The 21,638-nt window shown below is 71.6% G+C and carries 19 protein-coding genes; 6 read left to right on the top strand and 13 right to left on the bottom strand.

From position 1 onward, the window contains the following. Window positions 1–95: 95 nt before the first annotated feature. The 4 genes from serS to ACIG5F_RS07530 are packed head-to-tail and all read right to left on the bottom strand — an operon-like array spanning window position 96 to window position 3,687. A complete protein-coding gene (serS, locus tag ACIG5F_RS07545; RefSeq protein ID WP_396516607.1) occupies window positions 96–1,355 on the bottom strand; it encodes a serine--tRNA ligase in 1,260 nt (419 codons plus the stop codon). 51 nt (window positions 1,356–1,406) lie between these two features. Continuing rightward, window positions 1,407–1,832 (bottom strand): DUF350 domain-containing protein, encoded by a 426-nt coding sequence (locus ACIG5F_RS07540; RefSeq protein ID WP_396516606.1) that lies wholly within the window; start codon window positions 1,830–1,832, stop codon window positions 1,407–1,409. A gap of 13 nt (window positions 1,833–1,845) precedes the next feature. Continuing rightward, window positions 1,846–3,012, bottom strand: coding sequence for a glutathionylspermidine synthase family protein (locus tag ACIG5F_RS07535; RefSeq protein ID WP_396516605.1), 1,167 nt, complete (start codon window positions 3,010–3,012; stop codon window positions 1,846–1,848). Window positions 3,013–3,015: 3 nt separating this feature from the next. Beyond that, entirely contained in the window at window positions 3,016–3,687 is a 672-nt protein-coding gene (locus tag ACIG5F_RS07530) for a hypothetical protein (protein ID WP_396516604.1), read from the bottom strand. 67 nt (window positions 3,688–3,754) lie between these two features. Between ACIG5F_RS07530 and ACIG5F_RS07525 the strand changes: the two genes are divergently transcribed. The 3 genes from ACIG5F_RS07525 (at window position 3,755) to ACIG5F_RS07515 (ending at window position 8,285) form a co-directional block, all read left to right on the top strand. After that, window positions 3,755–4,705, top strand: a complete 951-nt coding sequence (locus tag ACIG5F_RS07525) for a septum formation family protein (RefSeq protein WP_396516603.1) — start codon at window positions 3,755–3,757, stop codon at window positions 4,703–4,705. 5 nt (window positions 4,706–4,710) lie between these two features. Beyond that, entirely contained in the window at window positions 4,711–5,061 is a 351-nt protein-coding gene (locus tag ACIG5F_RS07520) for a metallopeptidase family protein (protein WP_396516602.1), read from the top strand. Window positions 5,062–5,240: 179 nt separating this feature from the next. After that, the gene (locus tag ACIG5F_RS07515; RefSeq protein WP_396516601.1) at window positions 5,241–8,285 is read left to right on the top strand and encodes an NACHT domain-containing protein; all 3,045 of its coding nucleotides are present in this window, start codon (window positions 5,241–5,243) and stop codon (window positions 8,283–8,285) included. Between the two features lie 4 nt (window positions 8,286–8,289). Here the strand turns inward: ACIG5F_RS07515 and ACIG5F_RS07510 are convergent, their stop codons facing one another. Beyond that, window positions 8,290–8,916: a histidine phosphatase family protein gene (locus tag ACIG5F_RS07510; RefSeq protein ID WP_396516600.1), complete on the bottom strand. Its 627-nt coding sequence runs from the start codon at window positions 8,914–8,916 to the stop codon at window positions 8,290–8,292. Further along, window positions 8,913–9,833: a prephenate dehydratase gene (gene pheA / locus ACIG5F_RS07505; protein WP_396516599.1), complete on the bottom strand. Its 921-nt coding sequence runs from the start codon at window positions 9,831–9,833 to the stop codon at window positions 8,913–8,915. The genes ACIG5F_RS07510 and pheA overlap by 4 nt, the downstream gene beginning before the upstream one ends. A gap of 112 nt (window positions 9,834–9,945) precedes the next feature. Between pheA and ACIG5F_RS07500 the strand changes: the two genes are divergently transcribed. Beyond that, window positions 9,946–10,542 (top strand): macro domain-containing protein, encoded by a 597-nt coding sequence (locus tag ACIG5F_RS07500; protein WP_396516598.1) that lies wholly within the window; start codon window positions 9,946–9,948, stop codon window positions 10,540–10,542. Here the strand turns inward: ACIG5F_RS07500 and ACIG5F_RS07495 are convergent. Further along, a complete protein-coding gene (locus tag ACIG5F_RS07495; RefSeq protein WP_396516597.1) occupies window positions 10,539–11,033 on the bottom strand; it encodes a GNAT family N-acetyltransferase in 495 nt (164 codons plus the stop codon). The genes ACIG5F_RS07500 and ACIG5F_RS07495 overlap by 4 nt on opposite strands. A 47-nt stretch (window positions 11,034–11,080) precedes the next feature. On the opposite strand from ACIG5F_RS07495, the gene ACIG5F_RS07490 reads away from it, so the two are divergent. After that, window positions 11,081–11,716 (top strand): response regulator, encoded by a 636-nt coding sequence (locus ACIG5F_RS07490; RefSeq protein ID WP_396516596.1) that lies wholly within the window; start codon window positions 11,081–11,083, stop codon window positions 11,714–11,716. A 107-nt stretch (window positions 11,717–11,823) separates the two neighbouring features. Here ACIG5F_RS07490 and ACIG5F_RS07485 read toward each other — a convergent pair whose 3' ends face one another. Genes ACIG5F_RS07485 through ACIG5F_RS07470 form a run of 4 tightly spaced genes read right to left on the bottom strand, consistent with a single transcriptional unit; the run spans window position 11,824 to window position 18,723 of the window. Beyond that, a complete protein-coding gene (locus ACIG5F_RS07485) occupies window positions 11,824–12,942 on the bottom strand; it encodes a histidine kinase (protein ID WP_396516595.1) in 1,119 nt (372 codons plus the stop codon). 15 nt (window positions 12,943–12,957) lie between these two features. Then, on the bottom strand, window positions 12,958–16,215 hold the full coding sequence (cydD, locus tag ACIG5F_RS07480; RefSeq protein ID WP_396516594.1) for a thiol reductant ABC exporter subunit CydD: 3,258 nt from the start codon (window positions 16,213–16,215) through the stop codon (window positions 12,958–12,960). Continuing rightward, a complete protein-coding gene (gene cydB, locus ACIG5F_RS07475; RefSeq protein WP_396516593.1) occupies window positions 16,212–17,222 on the bottom strand; it encodes a cytochrome d ubiquinol oxidase subunit II in 1,011 nt (336 codons plus the stop codon). The genes cydD and cydB overlap by 4 nt, the downstream gene beginning before the upstream one ends. 10 nt (window positions 17,223–17,232) lie before the next feature. Then, the gene (locus ACIG5F_RS07470; RefSeq protein ID WP_396516592.1) at window positions 17,233–18,723 is read right to left on the bottom strand and encodes a cytochrome ubiquinol oxidase subunit I; all 1,491 of its coding nucleotides are present in this window, start codon (window positions 18,721–18,723) and stop codon (window positions 17,233–17,235) included. Window positions 18,724–19,178: 455 nt separating this feature from the next. Between ACIG5F_RS07470 and ACIG5F_RS07465 the strand changes: the two genes are divergently transcribed. Continuing rightward, the gene (locus ACIG5F_RS07465) at window positions 19,179–19,781 is read left to right on the top strand and encodes a TMEM165/GDT1 family protein (protein WP_396516591.1); all 603 of its coding nucleotides are present in this window, start codon (window positions 19,179–19,181) and stop codon (window positions 19,779–19,781) included. On the opposite strand, the gene ACIG5F_RS07460 is transcribed toward ACIG5F_RS07465, so the two are convergent. Further along, entirely contained in the window at window positions 19,774–20,415 is a 642-nt protein-coding gene (locus ACIG5F_RS07460; protein WP_396516590.1) for an IclR family transcriptional regulator, read from the bottom strand. The genes ACIG5F_RS07465 and ACIG5F_RS07460 overlap by 8 nt on opposite strands. 1 nt (window position 20,416) lies before the next feature. Continuing rightward, a complete protein-coding gene (gene fahA / locus ACIG5F_RS07455; protein WP_396516588.1) occupies window positions 20,417–21,592 on the bottom strand; it encodes a fumarylacetoacetase in 1,176 nt (391 codons plus the stop codon). Window positions 21,593–21,638 lie beyond the last annotated feature (46 nt).

The raw sequence follows: 21,638 nt of genomic DNA, 5'->3' as shown, positions 1-21,638 counted from the left end.
TCGGGGCGAACAGCGACGCAGGGGATCGGATAACCACGGGCGGCCCGCACCTGATCTCGGGGACCAGGTGCGGGCCGCACGTGTTTCGCCGTCGGCTACGGCTTGAGCACCTCGACGCCGCCGACGTACGGACGCAACGCCTCGGGCACTCGCACCGAGCCGTCGGCCTGCTGGTGGTTCTCCATGATCGCGACGATCCACCGGGTCGTCGCCAGGGTTCCGTTGAGCGTGGCCACCGTCTGCGGCTTGCCGTCCGCGTCCCGGAAGCGGATGTTGAGCCGGCGGGCCTGGAAGGTGGTGCAGTTCGAGGTGGAGGTCACCTCGCGGTAGGCCTGCTGGCTGGGCACCCAGGCCTCGCAGTCGTACTTGCGGGCGGCCGAGGCCCCGAGGTCGCCGGCGGCGGTGTCGATCACCCGGTAGGGCAGCTCGACCTTGGCCAGCATCTCCTCCTCCCAGGCCAGCAGCCGCAGGTGCTCCTCGGCGGCCAGCTCCGGCGGGCAGTAGGAGAACATCTCGACCTTGTCGAACTGGTGCACGCGGATGATGCCGCGGGTGTCCTTGCCGTACGAGCCGGCCTCGCGGCGGTAGCAGGACGACCAGCCGGCGTAGCGCTTCGGACCGTTGGCCAGGTCGAGGATCTCGTCGCTGTGGTAGCCGGCCAGCGGCACCTCGGAGGTGCCGACCAGGAACAGGTCGTCGTCGCGCAGCCGGTAGACCTCGCTGGCGTGCGCGCCGAGGAAGCCGGTGCCCTCCATGATCTCCGGGCGGACCAGCGACGGCGTGATCATCGGCGTGAAGCCGGCCGCCACCGCCTGCTGCACGGCCATGCTGAGCAGGCCGATCTGCAACTGCGCGCCGATGCCGGTGAGGAAGTAGAAGCGCGAGCCCGAGACCTTGGCCCCGCGCTCCATGTCCACCGCGCCCAGCGACTCCATGAGCTCCAGGTGGTCGCGCGGCGTGAAGTCGAACTCCCGCGGCGTGCCCACGTGCTTGAGCACCACGTAGTCGTCCTCGCCGCCCTCGGGCACGCCCGGCTCGACAATGTTCTGGATCCGCTTCTGCGCGTCGACCAGCGCGGCGTCGGCCTCGGACTGCTCGGCCTCGGCCGCCTTGACCTCGGCCGCCAGCTCCTTGCCCTTGGTCAGCAGCGCCGCGCGCTCGTCGCCCTGGGCCCGGCCGACCTGCTTGCCCAGCGCCTTCTGCTCGCCCCGCAGGGAGTCGGCCCGGGACACCGCGGAACGCCGCCGCTCGTCGGCAGACAGCAGCTCGTCCACCAACGACGGGTCCTCGCCCCGCGCGCGCTGAGACGCACGGACCGCTTCCGGGTTCTCTCGCAGTGTCCTGAGGTCAATCACCCGGAGAAATCTACAGCGTGCGCCGAAAGTCAAGCGCGGGGATATCCCCGCTCAGCTGATGGCCACCGCGACGACCAAGCCCAGCGACACGTTGGCCGCGGCCACCACCAGGCTGGCCGGGGTGAACTTCTCGGCGGCCAGCATGGCCCCGATGTCCAGCCGCAGCACGAACTCGAAGATCCGCATCACCGCGACCTGGGCGATGATGCCGACCAGGCCGAACACCAGCGAGGTGATCAGCCCGTCGGACAGCTTCGCCGGCGAGAACCAGATGGTCACCACCACGATGAAGGCGATGCTGACCAGGCCCGACGCGGTCACCACGGCCGCGTTCGGGCGACCGTCGCGGACCAGCTGGTTCAGCTTGCCCGGCGTGGTCCAGTCGATGACGTAGAAACCGGCCACCATCAGCACCAGGCCGATCACCGCGTACAGCGCGATGGCCCCGATGCCCTGGCCCAGCGATGCGATCGTCATGGTCGCGCAGTATTCACGACTCGACGATGCGGTGCGGCACGAAAGCGGCCCCGTCGTCGGTCACAAGTCCGACACTTTCCCTGATCCCGAGGCCCGCCGCCGCGTCGTCCACGATCCACGCTCCCAGCACCGGCCGGTAGCCGCCGAACTCGGGCAGCGGGTCGAACAGCTGGTAGACGTAGCCCTCGCGGCCGTACACGCCGCCGGTCTGGGTCTCGTAGCCCGGGGCCACGATCTGCACGTTGGCGCCTTCCCGCCCCAGCAGCGGCTTGCGCACGTACTCGGTGAGCATGCCCGGGTCGTGCAGGTAGGCCGGCAGCAGGTTGGGGTGGCCGGGGTACATCTCCCACAGCACCGCCAGCAGCGCCTTGTTGGACAGCAGCATCTTCCACAGCGGCTCGATCCACAGCGTGCCCGGCAGCGAATCGACCGCGAAGCGGCCGAACTCCTCCTCGGTCACCCACTCCCACGGGTAGAGCTTCACCACCGTGTTCATCGGGGCCTCTTCGAGGTCCACGAACCGCTTGAGCAGCCGGTCCCAGCCGATGTCCTCGATGGCCAGGCCGACCGTGTCCAGGCCGGCCTCGGCCGCGGTCTCCTGCAGGTAGGCCACGGTGACGTGGTCCTCGCCCGAGGTGTCCCCGCCCGACCAGGTGAAGTGCAGCTCGGTGGAGGGCAGCAGGTCCTTGATCGCGGCCCAGCGCTCGACCAGCTTCTCGTGGATGGAGTTCCACTGGTCGTCGTCGGGGTGCAGGTCGGTCTTCCAGTTCCACTGGATGATCGACGCCTCCACCAGCGAGGTCGGCGTGTCGGCGTTGTACTCCAGCAGCTTGGCCGGGCCGGTGGCGTCGTAGCGCAGGTCGAAGCGGCCGTAGACGTGCGGGTCCCGGCGCTTCCACGACTCGGCCACCGCCGGCCAGATCCACTCCGGCAGCGCGAAGTCCCGGTACCGCTCGGTGGTCACCACGTTGTCGACCGCCGCCAGGCACATCGAGTGCAGCAGCTCCACGTCGGCTTCCAGCGAGAGGATCTCGTCCATCTCGAAGACGTAGTGCGCCGACTCGTCCCAGTAGGGCCGGTGCGCGCCGTTGGCGCCGACCGAGGGCGCGCCGAACACCAGGCCCTGCTCGGCCACGGTCTGCTGCCAGTTCGGCCGTGGCCGTGAGGTCTCCCGCCGCACTGCTCAGCTGCCCCCGCTCTTGCCCGAACTCCCGTGGCTGGACGACCCGCTGTCGCCGCCGCTGCTGCTGCCGCTGCCCCCGGCGCTGCTGCCGCTGCTGCCGCTCTTCACGCCGAAGCCGCCGCGCGAGATGGTGGAGCCGCTGGAGGTCTTGACCGTGGTGTTGCCGCTGGGCGCGGTGGTGGTGCCGCCGACGGCCCGCTGCCCGATGTCGCCACTGCCGCCGTAGTAGTAGTGGTACTGCCGGCCGCCCGGGAAGATGAAGAACCCGCCCGGGTTGTAGTAACCGCCGTTGCCGGCGTAGTAGGCCGAGTTGACGTTGCAGTAGTCGTCGTTCACGACCACGCCGCTGTCGTCGGTGCAGCGGGCCGTGACCTCCTGGGAGGGGCTGGACAGCGCGTAGCCGGCCGCGATGATGCCGACCAGGCCCACCGTGACGCCGCCGCCGATCAGCACCCGCTTGCGGATCTTCTTCTTGCGGGCGAGGGCCGCCTGCTCGACTTCCTCCTGCGCCAGCCGCTCGCGCTCCTCCTCGGCCGCCCGCTCCCGGGCCCTACGCTCAGCGAGCGTGGGCTCACGCGGCGTGGTCGAGGCATCCTGGAACCGCATCTTTCCCGGCTTGGACTGACCCGATTCCTCGTGGTCAGCCCCGTCGGGGAGCTCATCGTCCGCCATCGTCGCCCTCCTGCTGTGCACGGTACCTACTGCCGGCCGACTGGTCCGCACGGGCATCATGGATGTGATGCCTGAAATCGTTGAGTGGTTCCATCCGAAGCGGCGGACCGGCCAGACCCGGCTGCTGATGGTGGGCGCCGTGGTCGGCGCCCTGGTCGTGCTGATGTCGAGCACGCTGTTCTCGTGGCCGGTCGGCGGCGGCTCCGCGGCCGCCGCCAACGACCCCAACGCCGCGTTCGACGCGCCCGACGGCAGCTGCCTGGTGTGGCCGGCCGGCACCACCGACATCAGCCAGGTCGACTGCTCGGCCAAGCACCTGTTCGAGATCGCCGGCACCGTCGACCTGACCTCCAGGTACCCGTCCGGGGCCCCGTTCCCCGACGGGACGCTGTGGCAGAAGATCTCGCAGGACAACTGCGGCCCGGTCGCCACCAAGTACATGTCCGGCAAGCTCGACCCCAACGGCAAGTACTCGGTCAACGCCCTCAATCCCACCGCCCAGCAGTGGTCGGACGGGGCCCGCACCATCCGCTGCGGCCTCCAGTTCGCCGGCCACGGCGGGGCGCTCCAGCTGACCACCGGCTCGGCCAGGACCTCCGACCAGTCGCCGATCTACCCGGTCGGGACCTGCCTGGGCATCAAGGACAAGGACGTCAGCGACCCGGTGGCCTGCACCGCCCCGCACTCGTACGAGATCGTCGGCATCGTCGACCTGAAGTCCCAGTTCCCCGACGGCTTCCCGGCCGAGGACAAGCAGCAGACGGCGCTGTCCACCCGCTGCGTGCAGGCCAACGCCGACTACACCGGCGGCCTCGACCTGTCCAAGTTCAAGCTCGGGCTCACCTGGGACACCGTCAAGCAGGAAAGCTGGGACCTCGGCTCCACCAAGGTCAACTGCAAGGTCGGCAAGAAACTCGACGACGGCAGCGGCCTGGACACCGTGACCAACTCGGTCAAGGGCGTCGGCGGCAACGGGGCCAGCGCCACCACCACCAGCGCTCCCCCGGCCGGCGGCTGACGCCGATGCCGTTCACCATGACCGACCGGCGCTTCGAGGAGCTGGTCGGCGAGGCCCTCGACCTGATCCCGCCCCGGCTGGCCGAGGCCATGGACAACGTCGTCATCCTGGTCGAGGACCGCAATCCCGAGGACCCGTCCCTGCTCGGCCTCTACCACGGCATCGCCCTGACCGAACGGACCAGCCACTACGGCTTCGCCCTGCCCGACCGCATCTTCATCTACCGCCGGGCCATCCTCGACATCTGCGAGTCCGAGGACGACGTCATCGACGAAGTGGCCATCACCGTGGTGCACGAGATCGCCCACCACTTCGGCATCGACGACGCCACCCTGCACGACCTCGGCTGGGGCTGAGACCGGGGCCCTCGATTTCCCGCTCACTCGAATGGCGGGTTCGGCATTGCGATTCCGTTTCACCCGAAACGCGTTCGCCCCTCATCGCGAGGAGTACGGGTAGCTCCACACGGTGCCCACGCGGGTCGGGAGGCGTCATCAGCCAGAACCTTTCCGCGAGCGAGCCGTCGCTGACCGATGTGCTCGGCGCCTGGGGTGTGCCGGCCGCTCTGCTCGGCGTCATTGTGCTGCTGCTCGCGATACCGAAGATCATCGACGGCGTTCGCGCGGCGTCACGGGTCCTGACCCTTCCACTGCGCTATCTCTCGCCCGGCCTCTATACCGCGTCGGCACGTCGCGACCTGGCCCGTCGCCGGCGAATCGCCGCCACTCTCGTCGACAATCTCGATCTGGCCGAGGAGTCGATCGGCTGGCAGGCAGGGCACTACACCGAGATCCACGCCTCGATCGAATCCACCGACCGCCCGCAGCGGGTGCGCGGCCTGTTTCCCCTCCGGCGCGGCACCGCGACCTACCGGACCAAGGCGCTGGGCGCGGCGTTCGCCCGGGAACGGGTGCCGATCGTGCACCTGCGCGGGCCGGCCGGCTCCGGCAAGAGCGTGACCCTTCGCCGGTACGCGCGGGACGTGCTGACCCGGTCCCGGACCAGCAAGGTGCGGCAGCTGCCGCTCGCCCTCTACATCAGCCTCCGCGACTTCGACCGGGAACCGGCCGAGGCCACCGTGGCCAATCTGACCGACTACATCGGGACCCAGCTCAATCCCCGCGGCACGGTCGAACTGGCCGACTATCTCCGCGACGGGCTGGCCGCCGACATTCGGGACGGCCACGTCATCGTGCTGTTCGACTCGTTCGACGAAATACCTGCGGTGCTCTCCAGCGCCAGCATCGACCGGGCTGTACGGCCGTACGTGGATCTCATCAACTCGTTCATCGGCGGCGGCAAGGGTCGATGCATCGTCGCCTCCCGGGAATACCACGGTCCGCGGGTGCCGAGCTGGGCCCGACTCGAACTGGTCGCGCTCGCCTACTCCGAACAGGTCGAACTGCTGGCCGCCTATGGGCTGTCCCAGCGACAGATCGCCGCCGTCGACCACCTGCTGTCGGAGCCTGGCGCCGGATTCACCACCCATTTGCGCAATCCGATGTACCTCTCACTGCTGGCCCGATATGTCATTTCCCGCGATTCCGTGCCGACCCGGCCGGGCAAGCTGTTCGAGGACTTCCTGCTGACCAGTCTGCGTGACGCCGAGACGTTCGACCAGGAATCGACGACCACCACCCTGGTCGAGGTGTTGCAGCACCTGGCCGCCAGCCTGACCCGCCGCGACGACGCCGGGCTGCTCATCCCCGAGTCGATCGTCCGACGGGAGATCAACCGGCACGCCCAGTCCCAGGACGCGGCCGACGACATGCTGGCCACGCTGGCCGCCAGCCGGATCCTGGTGCCGGTCATCCGCGGCCGGCGCGAGCGGTCGTCGGCCTTCGCCCACCGGCTGGTTCGCGAGTACCTGGCCAGCGAATACGTCATAGCCCACCCCGACGAGGTGCACCCGCACGAGTTGGCGGTCGAGCCGCGGTGGCGAGAGACCGCGGTCGCGCTGCTCCAGGTCGGCGTGGCCGCCAACACCGATCCGCTGCTGGCCGAGGTGTCGGCGCTGCTGGCCGACGAGGCCCGGGCCGCGGCCGAGCTGGACGAGTCCGGGGAGTTCTTCGAGTGGTCGCCGCGGGCCGCGCACCTGCTGGAGATGCTCATCACCGCCCACGGCTCGGATCCGAGCGCGCTGCCGACCGACGTGCGGCGAATGGTCGGGGCCATGATCGCCATCGCCTGGCGGCGGGGCGGGATCAGCGAGCGGAAGTTCGCCCTCGACTGCGCGCCGCTCGCGCCCGAGGAGGAGCGAGCGGAGTACGTGCGCCAGGCCTTCGCCGGGTCGAGCATCTGGCTGCGGCTGACCGCGTTGCGCCGCTGTGCGCTGCTCAGCCCGCTGCCGGAGTCCATCGAGGACCTGATCCGCCGGCTGCTGGTCACCCTGCTCTCCGGCGCCCAACTGCGCTCCGACGGCAAGATGCTCGACGGAGACCTGCGCCGGCTGTACGAGGGCGGGCGGCTGGTACGCGCCCGCAAGCTGCTGACCTGGGTTCCCTACGTCGTGTTCGGGCTGTGCTGCGCCAAGGTGGCGTCGAACTTCCTGATCTACCAGTACGGCCCGCTCGACGTGATCGAGTGGCGCTACGAGCTGATGACCTGGCTGGTGCCGCCGGTGGCGCTGTTCTGGCTGTTCCAGTCGAGCCAGCCGATGGCGTTCCGGGCCCACACCCGGATGGCCCGGCTCGCGCACCGGATGGCCTTCTGGTTCGACGACGTCGACGAGGACGACCCCGACGGCACCGAGATCCTGTGGCTGGTGCTCTGCGTGCTCTACCTCTGGTTCGCCGGCCTCTACCTGGTGCTGGACGTGCTGGACGCGGTGCTCACCGGCGACGCGCTCTACGACGTCGGGCAGCTCGCCCTGCACCTGGTGAGCACGTTGTACGTGCTCATCTGGGGCCCGGCGATGCTGCGCCGGGTCCGGTTCGGCCGGCTGCGGACGTCGACATCGGTCCGGTCGGTGGTGTTCGCGCCGGTCGCGGAGCTGGCCCGGATGGGCGGCGCCCTGGTCGAGTCGGTCGGCACGTGGCTGCCGGCCATCCTGAAGACCGTGTTCACCCAGATCGTCGTGGCCGCCGCGATCTTCGGCGTGTTCTTCCTGCTCGACCAGTTCGGCGGCACCGCGGGCCAGTGGGCGCACGTCGGCCTGGAGATCCTGCTGCTGGCCATCCTGCCGGTGGTGGTGCTGGTCGCGATCGCCGCTGAGGTCCGGTCCCGGTGGCGGGTCCGCAGCAGCCTGCGCCGGACCCGGTCGATCGACCAGGGCGTGCTGATCAACGAGATGATCGGCTTCGCCGATCCCACTGAGGCCTACGAGTACCTGCGGGCGCTGCGCTTCAACCGGACCAACGACCTGCGGGCCGTTCGCCCCGAGCTAGTGCGGGACCTCATCCGCCTGATCGAGCGCTCGCCGCAGGCCGAGGAGGCCACGCTGGCGCTGGTCGTCTCGTCGGCGGCGTCGAGCAACGGCGACGCCACAGTGATCAGGATCGAGACCCGCACCCTGCGTTCGTGGCATGGCGAGGTGCTGGACGAGCTCGGCCGGCTACAGGAGCTGCTCAACGAGCGATGAGGGCTCAGGCCACCGGGATGCCGGCCCATTCCAGGCAGCGCCAGCCGGTGGGGGACGTGCCGTCGACCTCGAGGACCACGCGGCCGCAGTTGTCGATCAGGTGCTGGTCGGCCAGTTCGGCGTCGACGTTCGGGGACAGCGCGAACGAGGTGATGCGGATGGCGGCGCCGTGGCTGACCAGGACGACGACGCCGTCGCTGTGCCGGGCGCGGATGTCGGCGACGACCGGCAGGAAGCGGTCGAGGACCTGCTGGGCCGACTCGCCGCCGGGCATGGGGACGTCCAGGTCGAGGTCCCGGGTCCAGCGGTGGAAGACGTCGAAGAAGGTCCGCAGCGAATCCGGGTCGTTGAGGCACTCCAGGTCGCCGACGAAGGCCTCGTGGATGCCCTCGGCGACTTGCACCGGCAGCCCGTGGGCGGCGGCGATGGGGGCGGCGGTCTCCTGGGCCCGAACCGCCACGGAGGCGTAGACGGCGACAACCGGCAGCGCGGCCAGCGCCTCGCCGACGGCAGCGGCCTGGGCGCGGCCGAGCTCGGTCAGCGGCGGCCCGGGCGGCCGCGAGTCAAGGGAGCCGATGACGTTGGACGGGGTCTGGCCGTGGCGCACGAGCACCAGACGAAGCTCGCTCACGCGATCTCCCCGCGCCGGACGGCGCCGAGCCAGGCGGAGGCGGACTCGAAGTCGAGGTCGGTGGACGGGGCCCGCACCACATCGGGCGTCTGCTCGGTCCGCGGATACGAGCCGAGGAACCGCACCTCCAGGCAGCGCCGGTGCAGCGCGGCCAGGGCATCCCCGACGCGGTGCTCGGCGACATGCCCCTCGATGTCCAGGTAGAACCGGTAGGTGCCGAACTGCTCCCGGGTCGGCCGCGCCTCCAGCCGGGTCAGGTTGATGTCCCGCAGCGCCAGCTCGTGCAGCACGTTGGACAGCGCGCCGACCTCGTTGTCGGTGAAGGCGATCAGCGAGGTCCGGTCGGCGCCGGTGGGCGCGGGCAGGATGCCGGGCTTGGCCAGCAGCAGGAACCGGGTCTTCGCGTCCTTCACGTCGCCGAGCCCGGTGACCAGCTCGGCCAGCGGGTAGTGCAGGGCGGCCACCGGGGCGCTGATGGCGGCGTCGAAGGTGCCGGCGAGCACGTCCCGGGCGGCGCCGGACGTGGAGTTGGTGGCGATCGCGGTGGCCTTGGGCAGGTTGTTGTCCAGCCACTCCCGCACCTGGGCCAGCCCGTGCGGATGGCTGGCCACGGTTTTGATGTCGTCCAGCTCCATGCCGGGCTTGGCCAGCAGGGTGAACTGCACCGGCAGCACGTGCTCGGCCACGGCGACCACCGGCGCGCCCAGCGCCAGGGCGTCCATGGTGGCGGGCACCGCGCCCTCGACCGAGTTCTCTACCGGCACGCAGCCCCGGGCCACGTCGCCCGAGCGCACGGCGGCCACGACGGCGGGGATGGAGTCGAACGGGACGAGCTCGTTCCGCTCGGGATCGGCCAGCTGGCGCACGGCCTGCTCGGTGAATGTTCCCTGCGGTCCGAAATAGCCGATGCGCGACACGACCACACCCTACGACGACGTGGCGAGCCGTCGGCGTTGAGGCATATATCACCCACTCGGACGGTGGCCTCCCCAGTTACGCGGCGTGTCGGTCGCCTGCAATGCTTGGGCGGTGACCGCCGACCCGGAGGGCGACCTGGCCACTCCGCCGCTCGAACTCGTGCTCTGCGCCGTCGAGGCGCCGCTGGCGCAGGCGTGGCTGACCGTCGCCGAGAACCGTCCCGGCATCCGCGTGCATCCCGGTTCGGTGCTGGACATCGAGGCGCAGGCCGTGGTCAGCCCGGCCAACTCGTTCGGCTGGATGCGCGGCGGCATCGACGCGCTCTACTCGCGGGCGTTTCCCGAGGTGGAGCAGAACGTGCGCAGCGGCGTGCTGGCCTACCACGGCGGGGAGCTCCCGGTCGGGGAGGCCATCATCGTGCCAACGGGTGAGGCCGCGCCCGAATGGATGATCAGCGCGCCCACCATGCGTGAGGCCGGCGAGCAGCTGCCGGCCGACACCGTGCACCCCTACCTGGCCGCCCGCGCGGTGTTCCGGCTGTGGCTGCACGGCCGGCTGGACAGCGGCGTGCCGGTGCGGGACGCGGTCCACACGATCGCCATGCCGGGGCTGGGCACCGGGGTCGGCGAGGTCGAGCCGCGGACCTGCGCCCGGCAGGTGGCGGCGGCGTGGGACGAGGTCTTCAGCGAGCTGACCACCGGCAGCTAGCCGAAGGCCAGGTCGCGGACCAGTTCGATCTCGTCCCGGATCGGGATGTCGTAGCAGCCGGTCTCGGGGATCTGCGGCTTGAGCCGCCGCGACTCGTCGACCTCGCCCGGCCGCACCGCGAACAGGCGGAACTCGCGGCGCTGGTAGAAGCGCAGGGCGTCCAGGTTGTCGTTGGTGGTGGTCACGTGCAGCCGATGCACCTGGCGCTTGCGGGCCTCGTCGGCGATGGCCGTGATCAGGGCCGAGCCGACACCGCCGTTGGGGCTCACCGCGTCCAGCGAGACGATCTCCAGGCTGTCCCCGCTGACGTCGTAGGTGAGCAGGCCGGCCAGCCGGCCGTCCCGGACCGCGACTAAGCCCGACAGCTCGGCGGGCCGGAACACGGTGCCGTGCACGATCACCGTCGCGCCCCAGCGGCTCGCGATGAACCGGCCGAGCGCCGGCCGATCCGTGTTCACGACGGGCTTGATCCGCAGCGTGTTGTCGGCCACCCGTCAACGGTGGCACACGGAATCGGCCTTCGGGCTACCTTGTGTGGGTGACGGTGAGCGTGTTGCTCGTCGACGACCACGAGATCGTTCGGCGCGGGCTGCGGGACCTGCTCGACAGCGAGGACGACATCACCGTGGTCGCCGAGGCCGGCGGTGTGGGCGAGGCCCTCGTGCTGGCCCAGGCCCGTCGCCCGGACGTCGCGGTGGTCGACATGCGCCTGCCCGACGGCGACGGCGTCACCCTGTGCCGGGACCTGCGCGCCCTGGCCGGCGGCCCCCGCTGCCTGGTGCTGACCGCGTTCGACGACGAGGAGGCGCTGGTCAACGCCATCCTGGCCGGCGCATCGGGTTATCTGCTCAAGCAGGTCCGCGGCCAGGACCTGGTGCAGGCCGTCCGCGAGGTCGCCGCCGGCCGCTCCCTGCTCGACCCGGTGACCACCGCCCACGTGCTGGAGCGCATGCGCCGTCCCGAGCCCACCGACGAGCTCGCCGCCCTCACCGAGCAGGAACGCAAGGTCCTCACCCTGATCGGCGACGGCCTGACCAACCGCCAGATCGCCGAACGCCTCTTCCTGGCCGAGAAGACCGTCAAGAACTACGTGACGGCGGTGCTGGCCAAGCTGGGCATGGAACGCCGCACCCAGGCCGCCGCCTGGGTGGCCAAGCGCTCGCCCCGCGACTAGCGCGCATCGCCCCTTGCTCCACGTGAGTGGCTCATTTGCGCTCCAACGCCACTTAAGCCACTCACGTGGGCCCAAAAGCGAAGTGAGCCACTCACGTGGACTCGTTGTTAGAGCGGGACCTCCCAGCGGACCGAGGTTCCGTTGCGGGCGCTGGATTCCACCACGCACAGGCCGCCGGCGGCTTCGGCCCGCTCCTCCAGGTGCAGCAGACCGCGGCGGGCGACGCCGGGCGGGATGCCGCAGCCGTTGTCGACGACCTTGAGCCGGAGGCCGTTGTCGTCGCGGCACAGCGACACCGTGACCGCACTGGCCCCGGAGTGGCGCACGACGTTGGACAGGGCCTCCCGCAGGGCGGCCCGGGTGTGGTCGGCGACGACCGGTGGCACATCGGTGAAGTCGCCGTGGACCTCGAACGTGGGCGCGAAGCCCAGGAGCTCGCCGGCGGTGTCGACCTCGGCGCGGGCGGTCTCCAGCAGCGCCGGCGTGGGGTGCAGCGGATCGGTGTTGCGCAGCGACCGGACGGTGGCCCGGACCTCGGCGATGGTCTGGTCGAGTTGGTCGACGGCGTCGGCCAGGCGTTTGCCCTCGGTCGGCGAGAGCTTGTTGCCCAGCTGCCGGCTCAGCAGGTCGAGCTGGACGCCGGCGCCGTAGAGCCGCTGGATGATCACGTCGTGCAGGTCGCGGGCGATGCGCTCGCGCTCCTGGTAGACCGCGACCCGTTCACGGGCGGTCGAGCCCTCGGCCAGCACGAGCGCCAGCCCGGCCTGGGCGGCGAACGAGTTGAGCACATCCACGGTGGCCGGCCCGAACGGCTCGTGCCCGCGCCGCCGGTACACGGCCAGCGCGCCGAGCCGCCGCTCGCTGGTGCCGAACGGCACCACGGCGAACGGCCCGTACAGCCGCAGGATGGGCGGCACGAATGGCGCGGTGCTGGGGTCGGAGGTGAAGTCGCTGACCATCACCGGCTCGCCGCCGCGGGCCACCCGGGCCGCGACCGAGCGCGAGGACAGCACGGTCCCGACCGGGTCCACGCCGCCGTAGGCCGCCTCCACGGTGAGCTTGTCGTCCTCACCGCGCACGCCGACCAGGCACAGGTGCGCGCCGGCCAGGTCGGCGGCACCGCGAACCACCAGCGGCAACACGGCGTCGGGGTCCTCCCCGGACAGTGCGGCGTTGGTGATCTCGGTGGCGACCTGGAGGGTGCGGCTGGCGAGTGCGGGATCCATGATTCGCATTCGAGCCTAGACCGCCTCTCGCCGGCGCGGCCGGATCGTGCCGTCGTTCACCTCGATCACCAGGTCGGCCTCGGCCGCCTCGTCCAGCCGGTGGGTCACGTGCACGACCGTACGACCGGCCAGCCGGGTCCGCAGCCGGGCCAGCAACGCCCGCGCGGTCGGCTCGTCCAGGTGCGCCGTCGGCTCGTCGAGCAGCACCAGGCCGGCCTGGTCGGCCCGCAGCAGCGCCCGGGCCATGGCCAGCCGCTGCGCCTCACCGCCCGACACCGCCGCCCCGCCCGTGCCCACCACCACGTCCAGGCGATCCGTCCAGGCCGCCAACTGCGCGTCCCGCAACGCCTCCCGCAGCCGCTCGTCCGAGGCCTCGGGATCCCCCAGTCGCAGGTTCTCGCGCACCGTCGTCGACACCAGCATCGGCTCCTGTGGGCACCACGACACCACGCTCGGCGCCACCGCCGTCCCGCGCTCGGGGGCGAGGAAACCCAGCAGCAGAGCCATCAACGTCGACTTTCCGGCCCCCGACGGCCCGACCACGGCGACATGGCTGCCGGCCGGCACGTCCAGGTCGATCCCCCGCAGGGCCGCCCGGTCGGCCCCGGGCCAGCGCACGTCGACGCCGGCCAGGCGGACATCGCGCTCTCCGTTCAGCCGGCGAGCGAGGTCGGCGGTGTCGCGGGGAGAAGGGCTCTCCCGACGAGTCGAGCCCTCCTCCCCGCAAGTCCCGGTCAGCTCAGTGACCCGCTGATGTGCGGACCTGAGGGCACCCCACTGCTGAGCTGCCGGGGGGATGGCCGCGACCGCTTCGGTCGTGGCCAACGGCACCAGCGCCAACAGCGGCACCAGCACCGGGTCGAGCCCGGCGGCCGAGGCGGCCAGCCAGGAGCAGATCAGGGTCGCCACGCCGATCGACGCGGTGACGAGCGCGTTGGCGGCCCCGGCGCCGAGAGCCTGCCGACGGGCGGTGGCGGCCAGTTCGGCGTCGGCGGCGGCGAGTTCGGACCGGCGGCGGCGCACCGCGCCGAAGGCGATCAGGTCGGGGGCGGCGTCGAACAGGGTGAGCACCTTGGCCGCGACGTCCCGCCGCCCGGCGGCCAGGGCGGTGGTCGCGCGCCGCTCCACCAGCAGCGCCACCGCCGGCCCGCCGATGCCGGCGACCAGCAGCGCGACCGCCAGCACCGCGCCGGCGGCGGGCAGCACGGCCGCCTCCAGGACCACGGCCCCGATGGCGACGAGCAGGCCGACCAGCGGCGGCACCAGCACGCGGGGCACCAGGTCGCGCACGGCGTCGGTGTCGTCGACCAGCCGCTGCACGCCGTCGGTGCGGCGCAGCGTGGTGGTGCGGGCCGGGCCGATGCGGACCAGGGCTTCCCAGAGCCGGACGCGAAGGCCGCCACCGAGCCGGAACGCGGCGTCGTGGGTGACCAGGCGCTCCAGGTAGCGCAGCGCCCCCTTGCCCAGGCCGAAGGCCCGCACCGCGACCACGGCGACCGCGAGCGCGGCCTCCGGCGGCTGCTGGGAGGCGCGGGCGATCAACCAGGCGGCGGTGGCGGTCAGCGCGATGCCACTGCCCACGGCCAGCACGCCGAGCAGGACGCCGATCATGGAGCGGCGGTTCAGCAGCTCGGTGAGGCGGGCCTTGGACGCCACCAGGTCCGCCTTGACGGCGCTCGTCGCGACCCCGGCGACCACGGCGGCGTCCTCGGGGGCGGCGACGCGGTGCGTGGCCAGCAGCACGCCAGCGCCCCGGTCCGCGGCCTCGGCGATGGCCGCCATGACCAGGCCGGCGGTGGCCGGGTCGAGGTGCGCGGTCGGCTCGTCCAGCAGCAGCCAGCGCGCCCCCTGCTCGACCCGCAGCAGCGCGCGGGCGATGGCCACCCGCTGCCGCTCCCCCGTGGACAGCTCCACGATGGGCCGCTCCAGCAGGTGTTCGGCGCCGACCTTGGCGGCCACGCCGGCCAGGTCCCCGCCGACCAGGGCCAGCTCGTCCACCACGATCTCGGCGCTGAAGGCCGGCCGCTGCGGCGCCCAGGCCACCTGCCGTCGCCAAGTCGACAAATCCACTGTGGACAAGTCGACACCGCCGACCGTGACCAGTCCTCGGGTTGGCCGGACAAAACCCAGCAGCACGGCCACAGTCGTGGACTTGCCGGCCCCGCTGGGCGAATCCAGCCGGGTGATGTGCCCGCGCCGAACGGTGAAGGAAGCGCCGTCGGGGGCGAGCCCGCCGCGCCGCCGCACCGACAGGCGGTCCACCTTGATCTCGCCGTCGGCGACGGCCGCGCCGCCCGGCTCGGCCTGGCCGATCTCGGCTACCCGGCGCACCGCCTCCAGCCCGTCCTCGCTGGCGTGGAAGGCCGCGCCGGCGGCGCGCAGCGGCAGGTAGCACTCGGGGGTCAGGATCAGCACCAGCAGCCCGGTGGCCAGCCCGAGCGTGCCGCCGACCAGCCGCAGGCCGATGTCCACGGCGACCAGCGCGACCGACAGCGTGGCCACGGTCTCCAGCGCGAACGCGGACAGGAAGGCCACCCGCAGCGTGGACCCGGTGGCCTTGCGGTGTTGCTCCCCGACCCGCCGCACCGCCTCGGTCTGGGCCTGCGCCCGACCGAACGCGGCCAGCACCGGCAACGCCCGCACCAACTCCAGCAGGTGCCCGGACAGCCGCGCGGTGGCGTCGGCCGACCTGGCGGTGCGCTGCTCGGTGTACCGGCCGATGAGGATGGCGAACACCGGGATCAGCGGCACCGTGACCGCGATCAGCACCGCCGACTGCACGTCGGCGACCAGGATCGCCAGGCCCACCAGCAGCGGGGCCACGGCCGCGGTGACCAGCGCGGGCAGGTAGCGGGTGAAGTAGGCGTCCAGGGCGTCCAAACCCTTGGTGGCCAACACGGTCAGCTCGGCCGGGCCGTGCGTGGCGATCCACTCGGGGCCGTGCGACAGGGCCCGGTCCAGCGCCCGGGCCCGCAGTTCCTCCTTGGCCCCGGCCGCGGCCCGCGCGGACATGGTGTCCACCGCCCACACCACCACCGATCGGACCAGGACGGCCCCGGCCAGCAACGCGAACGGCCGGTCGCCGTGCCCGGTGACCACCGAGGCGAGCACCGCGGCCAGCGCCCACGCCTGGGCCACCACGGCCATGGCATTGAGCACGGAGAGCAGACCGCACGCCACCAGCGCCCGGCGCGTGCTCGGGGACAGCGCCGGCAGATCCCCCAGCGGTCCTCGGCGGCCCGCGCCGACTGATTCGCTCGCGAGCTCGCTCATGACGGCACGTGCACCGGGGGAATGTGGGCGGCGCTGATCCGCCGCCGGAACACCCAGTAGGTCCAGCCCTGGTAGACCAGGATGGCCGGCGTGCCGAAGGCGGCGACCCAGCTGATCACTTGCAGCGTGTACGGGCTGGACGAGGCGTTGGCCACGGTGAGCGAGAAGTTCGGGTCCACAGTGGACGCGATGATGGTGGGGAAGTCCGACCCGAACAGCGACAGCGTGGCGCCGGCGATGAGCACGCCCAGCAGCGCGAAGGCCTGCCCCTCGCGGCCGGCGGCCAGCCGCGCGAACGCGGCCGCCCCGGCCAGCAGCCCGACCGCGGCGATCATCATGGTGGCCAGCCCGCCCTGGCGCACCTGCACCAGCACCATCAGCGCGGCCATGGGCAGCAGGCAGAACGGTCCGATCCGCAGGGCCAGCGCGCGGGCCCGGGCCCGAATGTCCCCGTCGGTCTTCAGGGCCACGAACACCGAGCCGTGCACCAGGCTGAACCCGGCCAGCGCCAGCGCCCCCAGCACCGCGGGCCAGGTGAACAGCCCGCCCATGCCGCCCACCAGCACGCCGTTCTTGCCGATCGGCAGCCCGGTGGCGACGCCGGCGATGATCAGGCCCCAGCCCAGCGGCGGGATCCAGGAGCCCAGCAGGATCACCAGGTCCCAGCCGCGCCGCCAGCGGTCGCTGTCCACCTTGCCGCGGTACTCGAACGCGACGCCGCGCCCGATCAGGGCCAGCAGGATGAGCAGCACCGGCAGGTACTCGGCCGAGAGCATGGTGGCGTACCAGGGCGGGAAGGCGGCGAAGGTGGCGCCGATGGCCACGATCACCCACACTTCGTTGCCGTCCCACACCGGGCCGATGGTGTTCACCAGCACCCGGCGCTCGGTGTTGTCCCGAGCCAGCAGCCGGGTCAGCATGCCGACGCCGAAGTCGAAGCCCTCCAGGAAGAAGTAGCCCGTCCAGAGCGCGGCGATCACCCAGAACCACAGGGTTGGCAGGTCCACGGCAGGCTCCTCAGTACGCGAACGCGAGCACGTCGTCGTCGGGCTTCTTCTGGTCTGTGGGCGGCATAACGCCCTCCACCCCGGCCTTGGCGTAGCGCACGAGCAGCCACACCTCGACCACGGCCAGCACCCCGTACACGGCGGTGAGCGCGATCAGCGAGGTCAGCACCTGGCCCGCGGACACGCCGGGCGAGACCGCCTGGGCGGTGTACATGAACACACCGTCCACACCGGTCGGATTGGGCACGACCACGAAGGGCTGGCGGCCCATCTCGGTGAAGATCCAGCCGAAGCTGTTGGCCAGGAACGGGGTGGCGATCGCGGCCAGCGCCAGGCGGGGGAACCACTTGGTGCGCGGGATCCGGCCGCGCCGGGTCAGCCACAGCGCCAGCAGCGCCGCGCCGGCCGCGATGCCGCCGAAGCCGATCATGAAGCGGAAGCCCCAGTAGGTGACCGGCAGGTCGGGCACGTAGTCGATCGGCTGCCCGGACAGCGCGCCCAGCTCGGGGTCGACCGGGTAGTTGTGGCCGTATTTCTGCTCGTACAGGGTGGTCAGGTCCTGCACGCCCTTAACCTCGGTGGAGAAGTCGCTGTGGGCCAGGAAGGACAGCAGCGCCGGCACGGTGATGCTCTTGACGTTCTCGCAGTCCGGCCGGGACACGTCGCCGTAGGCGAAGATCGAGAAGCTGGCCGGGGCCTCGGTGTGGCACAGCGCCTCCGCGGCCGCCATCTTCATCGGCTGCTGCTCGAACATGAGCTTGCCCTGGGTGTCGCCGGTGAGCGCGACCGCGGCGAAGGCCACCATGCCGATCCAGGCGCCGAACTTGAGCGAGGCCGACCACACCCGACGGTCGGGATCGTCCACACCGGACAGCTTGTGCTTCTTCCACAGGTGCCAGGCCGAGATGCCGACCAGGAAGGTGCCGGCGACGGCGAAGCCGCCCGAGACCGTGTGGGTGAACGCGGCGATGGCGGTGTTGTTGGTGAGCACCGCCCAGATCGAGGTGAGCTGGGGCTTGCCGTCCACCAGCTGGATGCCGACCGGGTGCTGCATCCAGGAGTTGGCCGACAGGATGAAGTAGGCCGAGGCCGTCGAGGCCAGCGACGCGGCCCACAGGCAGGCCAGGTGCACCGCCTTGGGCAGCCGCTCCCAGCCGAAGATCCACAGTCCCAGGAAGGTGGACTCGATCATGAACGCGACGATGCCCTCGATGGCCAGCGGCGCGCCGAACACGTCGCCCACGAAGCGGGAGTAGGCCGACCAGGTCATGCCGAACTGGAACTCCTGCACGATGCCGGTCACCACGCCCATGGCGAAGTTGACCAGCATCAGCTTGCCCCAGAACTTGGTCATGGCCAGGTAGTGCGCCTTGCCCGTGCGCACCCAGGCCGTCTGCATGACCGCGACCACAATGGACAGTCCGATGGTCAGCGGCACCATCAGAAAGTGGTAGACGGTGGTGATCCCGAACTGCCACCTGGCTACATCGAGTACGTCCACGCGAAGAACACTGCCACCGACCCGGGGTCCCCGCTCAGGTCCCGGCGTCCTGTCCGGTCGGGACCTAGGTCCTGGGTGGGCCGGGACCTAGTGACCCGAGCTTGCGAGGGCACCATTCAGCACAGGGACCTGGTCGCAGACCGAGCTTGCGAGGGCGCCATTCAGCACAGGGACCTGGTCGCAGACCGCCGAGCGCCAGCGCGGTGGGCCTGTGACGCGCGTCGCGGCGCGCGACTCATGCGTTGGGTACAATCAGTGCTGCCTGAGGGGAGTAGTTCCCGGGGTCCGCCCTCATCGCGGCGGCCCGGCGAGGCCATCGACATACTGATTCCGCCATCGGAATCCGGTGCCTCACCCGCGTGATCGCGGGCGAACGAGACCTCCGGCCGGGTGATTCGCGCCCGGTCGGGGTCGCGTGTCCCCCGGTCGGGCCACATGTGGGAAGGACTGCCCCTGTGGCCGCAACACTGCTCGTGCTGCTGACCGCCTTCGCCGTCGTGCTCGCCGTCGAGCTGCCGGACAAGACCCTCGTCGCCACCCTGGTGTTGACCACGCGCTACCGCGCCTGGCCGGTGTTCGTCGGCGTCTGCGTGGCGTTCCTGGTGCAGTGCGTCATCGCCGTGTCCTTCGGCAGCGTGCTGACCCTGCTGCCCGAACGCGTCACCACCGGCGTGGTCGCCGTCATGTTCGGCATCGGCGCGTTCACCTTGCTGCGCGAGGGCTTCGCCGCCGGCGAGGACAGCGAGCAGGACGCCGCCCGCTCCGGCCCCGCCGACGTCTCCTTCCGCCGGGCCGCCCTCACCTCGTTCGGCGTGCTGTTCGCCGCCGAGTGGGGGGACGCCTCCCAGCTGGCCACCGCCGGCCTGACCGCCCACTACGGGCATCCGTTCGCCGTCGGCATCGGCGCCTGGCTGGCCCTGGTCGCCGTGGCCGGCGTGGCCGTCCTGATCGGCCGCAAGATCCGCTCCCGCGTCCGTCCCCAGCTCATCCAGCGCATCGCCGGCTTCGTCTTCGCCGCGTTCGCGGCCTTCGCCCTCTACCAGACGATCGTCAGCTGAGCGCCTCGGCGACGGCCGCCGCGGCGGCGACCACCCGGGGGCCGACGGCGGCCTGGTCGAGCGGCTCCATGGAGATCACTCCGACGCTGGCCCGCAGGCCCGGCACGCCCCGCACGGGCGCGGCGACGCCGTAGGCGCCGGGTTGCAGCTCGCCGGTGCTGTCGATCCACTCCGGGCCGCCCGGCGGCAGGGACATGGCCTTGCCGCCGGCGCCGCGGGTCACCGGGTGTCGCGTGCCCACCCGGTATGCCACGTGATACGTCGTCCACGAGGGCTCGACGACGGCGACGGCCTGCGCCTCGTGGCCCTCGGCCACGGTGAGGTGCGCCGTCGCCCCCACGCCCTCGGCCAGCTCCCGCAGCGGCGGCGTGGCGGCGTTGCGCAGCTGGGGCACGACCTTGGCCGCCAGCTGCAACACGCCGAGGCCCAGCCGCACCTTGGAACCGTCACGCAGCACGAGACCCCGGGCCTGCAACGGAACCAGCAGGCGGTAGACGGCCGCCCGAGAAGCGCCGATGGCCGTGGCCAGGTCGCTGATGCTCGGCGCACCCGTGTCCGAGTCGGCGACGGCCTGGAGCAGGGCGAGGCCCCGCTCCAGGGTCAGCGAGCTCTCACGGGTGGCCGGTTCGACCATGTCAGGCCGCCGGCCTCACGGTGCCGGCCACCTCGGACAACCCGACCACGGCGCCGTCCTCGCCGGGCGCGGTCGCCGTGATCACCACGGTGTCCCCGTCCTCCAGGAACGTGCGCTTGCTGCCGTCCTTGAGCTCGATCGGCTCCTTGCCGCCCCAGCTCAGCTCCAGGAAGCTGCCGCGCTGGTACTTGTCCGGCCCGGAGACCGTGCCGGAGGCGAACAGGTCGCCGGGCCGCACGGTCGCGCCGTTCACGGTCATGTGGGCCAGCTGCTGGGCGAACGTCCAGGCCATGCTGGCGAACGGCGGGTCGGAGACGATCGTGTCGTTCCACGACACCCGCAGCGCCAGGTCCAGGCCCCAGTCGGTGTCCTCGACCAGGTACGGCAGCAGCGGGTTGGGCGGCGTCGGCGGGGCGACCCTGGCCCGGGACAGCGCCTCCAGCGGCGTGATCCAGGCCCCGACCGAGGTGGCGAAGGACTTGGCCAGGAACGGGCCAAGCGGCTGGTACTCCCAGGCCTGGATGTCCCGCGCCGACCAGTCGTTGACCAGCACCACGCCGAACACGTGGTCGGCCGCCGCCGAGATGCTGACCTCGCCGGTGACCGGGCCGCCGCACACGAAGCCGACCTCGGCCTCGATGTCCAGCCGCACGCTCGGGCCGAACACCGGCCCGTGGTCGCCCTTGCGCTGGCCCTTGGGCCGGACCACGTCGGTGCCGGAGACCACGACGGTGCCGGCGCGGCCGTGGTAGCCGACCGGCAGGTGGGTGTAGTTCGGCAGCAGCGCGGCCCCGTCCGGCCGGAAGATCTTGCCGACGTTCTCGGCGTGGTGCCGGGACGAGTAGAAGTCCACGTAGTCGCCGACGGTGAACGGCAGCCGGGCCGACGCCAACGGGGCCAGAGCGGCCCCCTGCGGCGCCCTGGTCGCCGTGACGAGTTCCAGCAGCCGGGCGCGCAGTTCGCTCCACAGCGGCCGATCGGCGGCCAGCAACGGGTCGAGACTGTCGGCCGACACCAGCTCGGCCAGCCGGCCGCCGAACGAGGACGCGATGGGCCGCAGCGGCAGCGCCTGCCCGCCGACCCGGACCGCGACCCCCTCGTCGATCACACCGTAGGGCAGGGTCTGCGGGCCGAACGGGTGATCCCCGGTGAACTCCGGGTCGTCGATCCAGGTCACAGTCCCACCTCGCTAGCGCTCGGCGAGCCTGCGATCAAGTACGCCA

Source organism: Kutzneria sp. NPDC052558 (assembly GCF_044547355.1).
GTDB lineage: Bacteria > Actinomycetota > Actinomycetes > Mycobacteriales > Pseudonocardiaceae > Kutzneria.
The sequence above is the reverse complement of the archived record's forward strand: the minus strand, read 5'-3'. Positions and strand labels throughout refer to the sequence as shown.

Excerpts from the sequence above, each read along its gene's own strand:
- ACIG5F_RS07540 (WP_396516606.1), bottom strand. The coding sequence starts at position 1,832 with ATGACGATCGCATCGCTGGGCCAGGGCATCGGGGCCATCGCGCTGTAC.
- ACIG5F_RS07530 (WP_396516604.1), bottom strand. The coding sequence starts at position 3,687 with ATGGCGGACGATGAGCTCCCCGACGGGGCTGACCACGAGGAATCGGGT.
- ACIG5F_RS07525 (WP_396516603.1), top strand. The coding sequence starts at position 3,755 with ATGCCTGAAATCGTTGAGTGGTTCCATCCGAAGCGGCGGACCGGCCAG.
- ACIG5F_RS07520 (WP_396516602.1), top strand. The coding sequence starts at position 4,711 with ATGCCGTTCACCATGACCGACCGGCGCTTCGAGGAGCTGGTCGGCGAG.
- ACIG5F_RS07485 (WP_396516595.1), bottom strand. The coding sequence starts at position 12,942 with ATGGATCCCGCACTCGCCAGCCGCACCCTCCAGGTCGCCACCGAGATC.
- cydD (WP_396516594.1), bottom strand. The coding sequence starts at position 16,215 with ATGAGCGAGCTCGCGAGCGAATCAGTCGGCGCGGGCCGCCGAGGACCG.
- ACIG5F_RS07460 (WP_396516590.1), bottom strand. The coding sequence starts at position 20,415 with ATGGTCGAACCGGCCACCCGTGAGAGCTCGCTGACCCTGGAGCGGGGC.